Origin of the sequence: Bullifex sp. (assembly GCF_034103065.1) — a bacterium.
In the GTDB taxonomy this organism is placed as follows: Bacteria; Spirochaetota; Spirochaetia; order Sphaerochaetales; family Sphaerochaetaceae; genus Bullifex.
On sequence record NZ_JAXEGN010000080.1, the window covers coordinates 1 to 10,806 of the forward strand.

General features: G+C 32.1%; 10 protein-coding genes. 7 read left to right on the plus strand and 3 right to left on the minus strand.

Going from position 1 to position 10,806, the window contains the following annotated elements; all coding sequences use genetic code 11:
• The first annotated feature begins 39 nt into the window (after positions 1–39).
• Positions 40–159, plus strand: a complete 120-nt coding sequence (locus SOY52_RS03365; protein WP_320847573.1) for a rubredoxin-like domain-containing protein — start codon at positions 40–42, stop codon at positions 157–159.
• Between the two features lie 50 nt (positions 160–209).
• On the opposite strand, the gene SOY52_RS03370 is transcribed toward SOY52_RS03365, so the two are convergent.
• From SOY52_RS03370 to uxuA, 3 genes are read right to left on the minus strand one after another with little or no spacing between them, the layout of a single operon-like run.
• Positions 210–1,817 carry a mannitol dehydrogenase family protein gene (locus tag SOY52_RS03370; protein ID WP_320847574.1) on the minus strand — a complete coding sequence of 536 codons (1,608 nt, stop codon included), beginning with the start codon at positions 1,815–1,817 and terminating at the stop codon, positions 210–212.
• Positions 1,818–1,827: 10 nt separating this feature from the next.
• Positions 1,828–2,511 carry a GntR family transcriptional regulator gene (locus SOY52_RS03375; RefSeq protein WP_320847575.1) on the minus strand — a complete coding sequence of 228 codons (684 nt, stop codon included), beginning with the start codon at positions 2,509–2,511 and terminating at the stop codon, positions 1,828–1,830.
• On the minus strand, positions 2,508–3,584 hold the full coding sequence (gene uxuA, locus SOY52_RS03380) for a mannonate dehydratase (protein WP_320847576.1): 1,077 nt from the start codon (positions 3,582–3,584) through the stop codon (positions 2,508–2,510). Before uxuA ends, SOY52_RS03375 begins: the two co-directional genes overlap by 4 nt.
• A gap of 242 nt (positions 3,585–3,826) precedes the next feature.
• On the opposite strand from uxuA, the gene SOY52_RS03385 reads away from it, so the two are divergent.
• From SOY52_RS03385 to cas2, 6 genes are all read left to right on the plus strand, one after another.
• Positions 3,827–4,339, plus strand: coding sequence for a leucine-rich repeat domain-containing protein (locus SOY52_RS03385; protein ID WP_320847577.1), 513 nt, complete (start codon positions 3,827–3,829; stop codon positions 4,337–4,339).
• 11 nt (positions 4,340–4,350) lie between these two features.
• Positions 4,351–4,650 (plus strand): leucine-rich repeat domain-containing protein, encoded by a 300-nt coding sequence (locus SOY52_RS11165; RefSeq protein WP_414429583.1) that lies wholly within the window; start codon positions 4,351–4,353, stop codon positions 4,648–4,650.
• A 303-nt stretch (positions 4,651–4,953) separates the two neighbouring features.
• On the plus strand, positions 4,954–8,628 hold the full coding sequence (gene cas12b / locus SOY52_RS03390; protein WP_320847578.1) for a type V CRISPR-associated protein Cas12b: 3,675 nt from the start codon (positions 4,954–4,956) through the stop codon (positions 8,626–8,628).
• A 10-nt stretch (positions 8,629–8,638) separates the two neighbouring features.
• On the plus strand, positions 8,639–8,797 hold the full coding sequence (locus tag SOY52_RS03395) for a hypothetical protein (RefSeq protein ID WP_320847579.1): 159 nt from the start codon (positions 8,639–8,641) through the stop codon (positions 8,795–8,797).
• Between the two features lie 42 nt (positions 8,798–8,839).
• Positions 8,840–10,309, plus strand: coding sequence for a CRISPR-associated endonuclease Cas1 (gene cas1, locus SOY52_RS03400; RefSeq protein ID WP_320847580.1), 1,470 nt, complete (start codon positions 8,840–8,842; stop codon positions 10,307–10,309).
• Between the two features lie 2 nt (positions 10,310–10,311).
• Positions 10,312–10,608, plus strand: coding sequence for a CRISPR-associated endonuclease Cas2 (gene cas2 / locus SOY52_RS03405; RefSeq protein ID WP_320847581.1), 297 nt, complete (start codon positions 10,312–10,314; stop codon positions 10,606–10,608).
• The last annotated feature ends 198 nt before the right edge of the window (positions 10,609–10,806 follow it).

Genomic DNA, 10,806 nt, shown 5'->3' on the forward strand with positions numbered 1-10,806 from the left:
AAGTGATGTGTATTCTTAGTGTAATAGGAGATTTTTTAAATGAAAAAGTATCGCTGTGTATTATGCGGATTCGAAGTTGAGATGGAATCTCTTCCTGAAGATTACGTTTGCCCAATTTGTGGTGCAGGTCCAGAAGATTTCGAAGAAGTCGAGGAATAATTAAAAAAAGAGCTGTCCAATTGGGCAGCTCAATTTTTAGGTGGAAATGTTTATTTAGAAACTACTTCATGAATAGTTTTTCTAACTGCACCCTTACCACTTACAAGTGAAGTAAAGTAGTTAACAACCTTAGCTCCTACAACTGTGTTATTTAAATCTAATCCAAAGAGCTTCTCATTTGCTAAAATTGGCTCAAGAATCTTATCAAAAGGACCACTTTGACCAAGTGTAACACCACTGAGCATTGGCTGGAATGTTGTTGTCATTGGATCAGGAGAAAGTGTAAAAGCATTACCCTCATCATCAAGAGCAAGAAGATATCTTAAGTAGAGAGCATATACAAGAGGAACTACATTTAACTCATTTAAATCCTTTCCTGCTGCTTTATAAGCCTTAATTGTTTCACCAAATCTGATAGAAAGCTTTTGAGAAGTATCTGTTGCAATTCTCTGAGGTGTATCAGGCATGAATGGGTTAGGAATTCTAACATTTAATACTTCATCAATAAATGCCTTTGGATCAATAATGCCAGGGTTAACTACTACAGGAAGACCTTCTGTGTAACCAAGTCTCATTACCATCTTCTTTAAATCCTCATCCTTCATCTCATCTGCAATTAATGTATAACCAAGTAAGCATCCTGAAAGCGCAAGTGCAGTGTGAAGAGGGTTTAAGCAGGTACATACCTTCATCTTTTCAACCTTATTTACTGTATCTCTATCTGTGAGATATACACCACTCTTTTCAAGTGCAGGTCTACCGTTAGGGAATCTATCTTCGATAACAAGATATTGTGGCTCTTCAGCATTAACGAATGGAGCAATATAAGTGTTTTTAGATGTAATGATTGCATCCTTATCTTCAAAGCCTGTTTCACTAAGCATTGCTGCAACGCTCTGGTCTGGTCTTGGAGTAATTTTATCAATCATAGACCAAGGGAAAGATACACACTTTTCATCAGATACCCAAGAAACAAACTCATCTGATAACTCACCTTTTTCATTATAGGTCTTTGCAATTGTTACAATAGCATTTCTTAACTTCTCACCGTTATGTGAGCAGTTATCCATTGATACAAGAGCAAGAGGTGCTTTGCAGCTATTAAATCTATCATTTAAAAGGCGAGTTAATCTACAAAGGAACATTGAAGCATCTTTTAATGGTTTTTCAAAGTCACTTACATAGAACTTAAAAAGATTACCATCTGGCTGATAGAGAGCATAACCCTTTTCAGTAATTGTAAAAGATACCATCTGAAGGGAAGGGTTTGTGAAAGCATTTTCAAGTACTGCCCATTCAGCACTACTATTTGGATCACATTTAACAGCCTGCATAACAGAACCAATTACTTCTTTTTCTATTGATCCATTAGCTTTAAGTGTTACACCAAGTGTAAGGTTATCGTGTGGTGCATAGATTTTATCGATGATTTCACCATCAAAACCTTCACCAACAACAATACCTGTATCCATCAAGCCTTCATTTAAAAGCTTTTGACAAAGTCCTGCTGGGAAAATTCTAAAGATATTACCTGCACCAAAGTGTACCCACTGTGGTCTAGACTTAGTATTTTCTTCAATTTGTTTATGGTCATATGAAAAGAGTTTATATCCTTCCCATGACTTTTTATCTTCAAGTGAAATTAAATTGAGTTTCATCTGTTTCTCCTTAATTTGAAAAATACTGTGGAAATAATTCGATGAGCATTGGATACTCGTCTTCAATTTTGTTTAAGTGATCCCTATCGAGTTCTAATGCTTCTTCCTTAGCTCCTCTTGCGATTGCATCGATAATTGCTTCATGTTGAGTTTCAATATCATTTGCAATATTACCTGCAAGACTTGAAAGAAGTCTTATTCTGCGCTCGTTTCCTGTATGAGAAAATAGAACTGCATAAACTCTTTCATATCCAAGTTGGCTATAAAATGTTGCATGCATTTCATCATCTGCTTTAAGAAAATCAATATATGAACCACTAATTAAAGCAGCCTTTTGTTTTAGTAATAATGATTTTAGTCTTGTAACATAGGCTTCTTTAGCTAAATCATTAAGCTCAAGATCCATAAAACTCTTAAGAGCGCCAAGCTCTAAATTCATTCTCATAAATCTTTCTTGCCTAATATCTGAGATATCTAAATAGCTTACCCTAGTGCCTTTTTGAGGAAAGATATCTACAAGAGAATCTCTTTCAAGACGGAGCAGGGCATCACGAAGTGGGGATCGTGAGACCCCCAATGATTCAGATAATTCGGTGAGATTGAGTTCTGTTCCTGGTTTAAGAACAAGTGTTTCAATCTGCTCTCTTAATTGGTTGTATACCCAGATATTAGCCCTGCTGTCATCTTTTTTCATACACCACGCTCTTCTGCTTTATCAATTGCTTCCCAAAGCCCTTGAATATACATTGCACCAAGAGCTCTATCGTATAGACCATAACCTGGCATACACTTTTCACCCCAAATTGTTCTTCCGTGGTCAGGGCGTGCTGGTCCATCAAAACCAATATCATGAAGTGCTTTAACTGCTTCATACATATCAAATGAACCATCTGATGAAAGGTGAGCTGCTTCCTCGAATACTCCTGGAGCGAAGTGGTGGAGGTTTCTAATGTGTGCAAAATGGATTCTACCTTTGCAAGAACGGATGATATCTGGTAAATCATTGTTAGGGTTAGTTCCAAGACTTCCCATACAAAGTGTGATACCATTGTAAGGCTTATCAACTGCCTTGAGCATCTTTAAGATAGCATCTTTTCCTGTGATAATTCTAGGAAGCTTGAATACTGGCCAAGCTGGATCATCTGGGTGAATAGCCATCTTGATATCATATTTCTCACAAACTGGTCCAATTGCATTTAAGAAATAAACGAGGTTGTCAAAAAGCTTTTCAGATGTAACATCTTTATAAGCATCGAAGAGCTTGTGAACCTGTGCAAGTCTTTCTGGTTCCCAACCTGGCATAACAAAGCCATTTGAGTTATCTGTTGTTTGGTTAAAGAATGTCTGAGGATCGATTGTATCTACAACCTTTTGGTCATATGCAAGAACTGTTGATCCATCTGGGCGCATCTTTGCAAGGTCTGTGCGGGTCCAGTCGAATACTGGCATGAAGTTGTAACAAACCATATGAATATCATTTTTACCAACAGCTTCAAGAGATTTAATGTAATTATCAATATATTTATCTCTATCAGGAGTTCCGATTTTAATTGAGTCGTGGATGTTAATACTTTCGATACCTTCAATTTTTAAGCCTGAAGCCTCAACGATATCTTTAAGTCCCTTAACTCTTTCATATGTCCATTCTTCACCTGCTGGTACATCGTAAAGTGTTGTAATAACGCCAGTAACACCTGGAATCTGTCTAATCTGTTCTAGGGTCACTGAATCAAAGCCAGGACCATACCATCTTAATGTCATTCTCATATTGGGTAATTCCTCCGTTTTCTGATATTTGTATTTTTATGTACTACAAGAAATTTGTCAACTGATATTTTAGTATTTTAATATATTTATTAAAAATTTGCCTAAATAATATTGGCTATTAAGAAAATAATAGTTAATGAATTGATGTGTGATTGTAATCTAATAAAGCAGGCTAATAAAAAGTATCTTAATTGAGAAAAATATAGTAACTTATTAACATCTATGATTTAGAGGAGAGTTTTATGCAAAAACACATTTTATTGGTTTCCTCATTAGTTCTTATTTTTTTCACACTATTGTTAGTGAGTTGCAATAATGATATAAAAGATGATTTAAAAATTGCTTCTATTAATCAATTAATTATTGAAAATAAAACTCTTTTAGGTGTTACAGAAGAAGGAAGAAAAGCAACAAAAATTGTAATTCCTGATGATGTCACATCAATTGGCGAGAAAGCATTATATAGTTGCACTATGTTAACATCAATTATAATGCCTTCGAACTTAGATACTATAGGGCCTTATGCATTAATGGATTGTAATAAAATTAAATCAATTACACTTCCAGATAGTGTAAAAGAAATAGAAAATAGTGCTTTTATGAAATGTAGTAGTTTAGAAAGCATTACTATTCCAAATAAGGTAACTGAAATAAGTCGTTATCTATTTGAAGAGTGTGAAAGTTTAACTACTGTTGCTATACCTGAAAGTGTTAAAAAATTGACGATAGTGCATTCTTTTCCTGTACTAGCTTAAAGGACATTAATATACCTAGTAGTGTTGAATTTATTGGAGACAGAGTATTTGTAAATTGTAAGAGTTTAGAATCTATAGTAATACCAGAAGGTGTAAAATCGATAGGAGAAGAGTGCTTCTTTGATTGTGGTAATTTAAAAAGTGTTGTAATACCTTCTAGTGTTAAATCTATTGGTGAATATTCATTTGATCGCTGTAATAAATTAACTGATATTTATGTTGATCAAGAAAAAAATGATCTATTATTAAATACTAAGTATCCTAAGAAATGCATAATTCATTGGAATTCCAAAGATCCTACTTCTTTATAAAATGTGTGATAGTATAGCGATAACTATCAAAAAAAAGAGTTAGCGCTATACTATCGCAATGTTTAGTTAGTTTTTTTATACTCTGTTTTATATTACTTTTCTTGTAAAATACTAATAATATAAATAATTAAACACCAAATTTGATTAATATTTTTTTAACCATTCTTACGTAAGAGTAAATTTTTCAAAAAAAACTAAATTCTAATGATTTTTTGGGAGTTATTTATTATTAATACCAATCAGTAAATGATAATATATGAATAGTGAGGCTTTTATTTTCACATAAAAAAATAGGAGAGGGATATGGTAAAAATAAAAACAACAAGATCCATTAAAGTAGGTTTACTCATTAAAGATAAAGAGTCTATGAAAAGACTAATCGATAGTCATGATTTTTTTGGATATTGTGTTAATTATTATACTAATTTGTTACTAGAAATGCGAGGTGGAGATGTCTATCTTAGAGATCCATTAATAGGCGATGAGACTATAAAAAAAGCATCAGAATATCAAGAAGCTTTATGTAAAAGAATGAAGGATGCGGCAAAACGAAATGGAAATAGCCGAGATTTAACACCTAATGAAGTGGAAAGATTTATATCTTGGTGTAAAAATTATTATGATGAAACTATAAATACTTCGAATCCTAAAGGGCGAATTAATTTTATACAAAACAGTGAAATAAGAGTTGAGACATCATCTGGGCGTTCAAGTAGTTTAATCTATCATACAAGAGAATTATTAAAACTTTATCCTTCTATCCTTAGAGAAATAAATGCTCCTCTTGATATAATACATGCAGGAGAAAAAATAAAAGAGAGTAAAGCAAATGCTGAGACAATTGCAGAGTGGATATATAATAATAAAAAAATATTGTTAGAACATTTTTCTTCTGATAATACAATAAATAAAATATGTGAATTATATCCAAAAGAGCAAGAAAAGAAAGAAAAGGATCGTCAAAAGAAAGAAGGTACTATCTCTGAATTTGGAATGAGTGGCATTAAAGTTTTACCATTAATTCAGAAGCCTGCTTTTTTATATATTGAAGGATTAGATTCTGATATACCTAATATTTCTTCATGGTACTATGGTGCATGGACAATGGCTGTACAACGTTTGAAAGGTTGGAATACTTGGAATCAAAATGCATATAAAAATTATAACAATATTAAGATGTTGTTGGAGGAAAAAGAAAAGGAATTAGATAAATTATCCACTGAATCAAAAGAATTCATATCCAATGTATTACAAGTATATGAAAAAATGAAGGATGAAGAAATAAAGTTGAATGATATTGAAGGTGAATATTTAGGCAACTATCATCTTTTAGGAAGAGAACTCCGAGAAATTGATTTAGTAATTGAAAAACTTTTAAAGGAAGATTCTTTTGAAAATCGTATTATTTTGCTTAATAAATTACAAGAAGAAAAAGCATCAGAAATAGGAGATATAAATCTATTTCGTTTCATTGCACAAGATAAATATTTTAGATTTGTAAAAGATGTTAAATCATGCATTGATGCTATCAATGCATATAAGCAAGTGAATAAACAGAAAGCTAAACTTGAACGTATTAAGGATCATGCTGCCTTTACTATGTGTGATCAGAATTATAGTCCAGCTTGGACGCAATTTGAAATTGGTGGAGGAGCTGGTTCTAATTCACCTGGTTATTCAATAGACTTAGACTCTAAAAAAATCTATATGTCTTTAATAGAAAAAAATGGTAATAATTTGACTGTAGTAAAAGGAAACATATTTACAATTGCTCATAGCAATCAGTTGGATTGTTTATCGATAAAAGATGGAAAATACTTATATAAAGATCCTGGGACTGGTAAGATATTTAATAATGTTGCGATTAAAGGAGCAAAATTACAATTTGACCGTGATTCTATAACACGGAAAAAGAATTGGAAAAATCAAGATAAAATAAAAGCATACATTAATATTTCTTTAGAGATAACTGATGAAATAGAAGCCTTTCCAAATAGTCTTTACCAAATAACTTGCGACAATGATATTAACGGTTTATATTTTAGTGGTGATGAAAAAAAGAAAGTTTTTTTATCAAAAGGTGTTATTTCTCAAGATACTAATCTAATAAATCAAATAAAGAATAGACCATATACTATTATGGCTGTTGATTTGGGCCTTAGAGCAACATTTTCATATTCAATTTTTAGCATTACTAATGGTTCTGGAAGATCATGTTTTGATATCAGAGATTTTCTAACTGGTGAAACACTAACAGCAATACATCGTAGATCTGGTCAGATAAGACTTATAGGTGATAAACCATCTCGCCTAGTCGAAGAACAGAGAAGAGTGCTTATTGATGCTTCTGATTCTATCAGATACAAAATAGATGCTATTAGATATTTTCGAAGGCTTTCAAATTGTAAAAAAAATAATCGTAAAGAAAATGTTGAAAAGCTTTTAAATAGATATAAGGAAAGTAATAAGGATTGGCCTTATATGGGAAATTATTCTTATGCTTATCTTATAGAACTAACAGATAAATTTATAAATCTAGCAGATGACAAGTGGATTGAATTTATTGACTCTACTGCTTTTTCTATGAAACTAAATCTTTCTAATGAATATAAACGATGGTCAGATGATGTAAGAAAGCCTCGTGTTTATGAAGATGTTGAAAGTGGTCAAGTAATTGGATTAGCAGGAAAAAGCCTTTGGAATATTTCATATCTTTCAAAAGTACTAAACATTATGAAGAAATGGCATACTTTAGCAGAGAAGAGTCATGTTCGCAGTGGGCTTGAAAAAGGTGAAGTTTTTGCATGTGAACTAAGTGATAAGATTAGTAATCTAAAAGAATTAAGACAGAAAGAAACTAGTGATGCTCTTATTATGACTGCTCTTGGCTATGTGTGGGTTGCAGGAAAGTCTGAAAACAGATTAATAAAAGTAATGAAGGATAATATGGTATATTTCATTCCTGAACAAGAGTATCTTGATAACAGAAAAAATTATACTTTATATGCAACAGGTAAAGATAAATATAAAGCTAAAGATGGTTTTTGGATTAAATTGTATGATGCTTGTGATGCTATTATTTTTGAAGAACTTCAAAATTATAGGACAGATGATGAAAAACCTACACGTGAGAATTTGATGCTTATGAAGTGGGCTCATAGATCTACGGTTGATCAAGTAAGAATGCAAGGCGAGTTATTTGGGCTAAAGATAGGTTTTGTTGGAGCATCTTTCAGTAGCCGTTTTCATGCAGCTTCTGGATGCCCTGGCTTCAGAGCAAATGTTTTTGATTTAAAGAAACTAAATGAATCATATTTAGAATTAATGAAATATTTATTGATACCTGAATCTGATAGAAGAAAAGGCTCCCTCTCTCATCTTTCAAGAATTGTGATAGATATGTATGGAAAAGATGCACCAGAAAAAGTCGGTAAATTAATAAGTGCTATTGAACAAAGATCAAATTACAATTCGATTGGTGTTTTGATACCTGATAAAGGAGGAGAGTACTTCCTTTATGGAAAAAAAGAAAATAATGGAAACGTTAAGTTGTGTTATATTAATGCTGATATTAACGCAGCTCAAAATTTAGCAAAAAGATGGTTAACAAGATATGATAATCCTCAAAAACTGAATGTTAAAATAATAGATAGTAATGTACTTCCTGTATGTGATAATTCTGTTAGAATTAACAGAATTATCGGTCCTTCCTGTTTAAATATTGATGAAGGTAATATTGCTGATAAACGCTTTTCTGGAGTTATTAATTCTGTTTCGAAAAAAGTTAAGAAAAATTCCGATAGCCATGATAATGATATAGACGGTGATGAAGAATTGGGAATATGTAATGTTTTTAGAGATTATTCCAATACTTTCCTAGACGCTAATAGGTGGTATTCTTCTCTTAAATTTTGGGAAACTGTAAAAAGTAAAATTAATAATTTGGTTATTACTCAACCAATTATTATTAACATTTGAAAACATAGTTATGGATAATTATGAGTTACAACAACCAATACCATTGAGAGCTTTAAATGAGTACTGCTTTTGTCCTCGATTGTATTACATAATGTATGTAGATAAAGAATTTGAAGTAAATAATGATGTTGAGAAAGGGACAGAGCTTCATAATAAAGCAGAACAATGAAGTGATAGAGTTTCTATTGAAGAAGAAATAGCAGAATATGAGTTGCCTCCAAAAAACTTAGTTTTTTATTCTGAAGAACTTTTACTATGTGGAGAATTAGATGCTATTAAGCAAAGAGATGGAGAATGGATTCCTTTCGAAGCAAGAAAATCTTCTGCTCCTAGTCGTACTCAACCTCAACAATGGCATGGTTATGTTTTAACTCCTGGAGCATGGTACAATGACCAATTACAAGTAATTGGCCAAATGTACCTTCTTCGGGAAAATAGTTACTTGTGTTCTAAGGCTTCGATATACTATAGGGAGAATAAAACTCATACTATAATTAAATGGAATGAAGAGTGCATAAAAATACTTGAGACAATATGTAAAGAAATTAATAGAATTTCTTTAGAAGAAAGGCCTTTGCCATTGAAAAGGTCAAATAAATGTATACGTTGTTCTCTTAATACTATTTGTTTACCTGATGAAGTATCAATAATGAAGTCACATAAACAGGAGGGATATGCTCGGGCTGTAGTACCATCTCGATATGATAAAGGCCTTGTATATGTTAGTGGCTATGATAAGAAAATATCAATAAAAGAAGATTGTTTGGTTATAAGTTCGCTTTCAGGAGATAAACAGGAAATACCAATTATTGATGTGATGTCAGTAGTTATTTTAGGTACTGCACAGATTTCTACTCAATGCATTCAAGCTATAATGGTGAACGGTATTAAGATACTATTTTGTAGTACTAGTGGTTGGTTATATGGAACAGCTAGTGGTTTTTCAGATAAAAATCTTTTGATAAGAAAGAAACAGTTGAATCAATTTCCTAATTTAGATCTTGCAAAAAGAGTTGTTAGCGCAAAAATTTTTAACCAAAGACTTCTTCTACGTCGAAAAAGAGGAGAAGTCGGAAATCCTGTAATTGAGGATTTAATTAGACTTTCTTCTCAAGCTATGGAAATAAAAGATAGGAATTCTCTCCTCGGTATTGAAGGGGTTGCTGCAAAAAAGTATTTTGAATCTTTTCCTGATTTAATAACTGTGAGTAATATAGAATTTAAAGGACGTAGTCGTAGACCACCACGAGATCCAATAAATGCATTGTTGTCATACGCTTATTCACTCCTGTGTAAAGATTTTGTAAATGCCATAATTGCTGTTGGTTTGGAACCTACTGTTGGTTTCTATCATGTATTTGAAAAAGGAAGACCTTCTCTAGCATTAGATCTTATGGAGAGTTATCGCCCTTTGATAGCAGATAGTACTGTATTGCGTGCTATAAATACCAAAACTATATCCCTAGAAGATTTTGAAGTAACTATGGCTGGTGTATCTTTAAAGCCTAAAGCTAAGAAGAAATTTATTATGATGTATGAACAAAGGATGGATACGCTTATTCACCATCCATCATTTTCTTATCAGGTGAGTTATAGAAGAATGCTAGAGATTGAAGTTAGGTTGTTAGGTCGATATTTAGAAGGAGAATTAAATAATTGGAAACCATTTAGAGCGAGGTAATTATGCATTATTTTATTGTTACATATGATGTTTGTGATGAAAAGAGAATAAAGAAGGTATTCAAGCTGTGTAAGAATTTTGGTCGGCCTATACAGTATTCTGTTTTTATTTGTAGACTGTCTGAAGAAAACTATGAGATATTTAAAAGTCGTCTTATTTCTATAATTAATGAAAAAGAAGATCAAGTAATGTTTATTAGACTTCGCGAAACATCTGAAGGGAATATTGCCAAGAATGCTTTTTCTATTATCGGAAAACAAATAAGTGCCGAAATTCCAAATTGCTGGGTTATTACTTGACAAATAAAATATGTTACCTTAGCATTATAGATGGCAATGCCTATCAAGGTCTGTTTTAGTGCTATAGCCCATATAACGATGGGAGATTACAGACATCAATAATCAAATACTTTCAATATACGAGAATCTGATATACATCAGAAATCTTGGGAGGTGCTCGCAATATATCAATAGTTTTTGAAATAAATTGAATATTTT

Excerpts from the sequence above, each read along its gene's own strand:
- SOY52_RS03365 (WP_320847573.1), top strand. The coding sequence starts at position 40 with ATGAAAAAGTATCGCTGTGTATTATGCGGATTCGAAGTTGAGATGGAA.
- SOY52_RS03370 (WP_320847574.1), bottom strand. The coding sequence starts at position 1,817 with ATGAAACTCAATTTAATTTCACTTGAAGATAAAAAGTCATGGGAAGGA.
- SOY52_RS03375 (WP_320847575.1), bottom strand. The coding sequence starts at position 2,511 with ATGAAAAAAGATGACAGCAGGGCTAATATCTGGGTATACAACCAATTA.
- uxuA (WP_320847576.1), bottom strand. The coding sequence starts at position 3,584 with ATGAGAATGACATTAAGATGGTATGGTCCTGGCTTTGATTCAGTGACC.
- SOY52_RS03385 (WP_320847577.1), top strand. The coding sequence starts at position 3,827 with ATGCAAAAACACATTTTATTGGTTTCCTCATTAGTTCTTATTTTTTTC.
- cas12b (WP_320847578.1), top strand. The coding sequence starts at position 4,954 with ATGGTAAAAATAAAAACAACAAGATCCATTAAAGTAGGTTTACTCATT.
- SOY52_RS03395 (WP_320847579.1), top strand. The coding sequence starts at position 8,639 with ATGGATAATTATGAGTTACAACAACCAATACCATTGAGAGCTTTAAAT.
- cas2 (WP_320847581.1), top strand. The coding sequence starts at position 10,312 with ATGCATTATTTTATTGTTACATATGATGTTTGTGATGAAAAGAGAATA.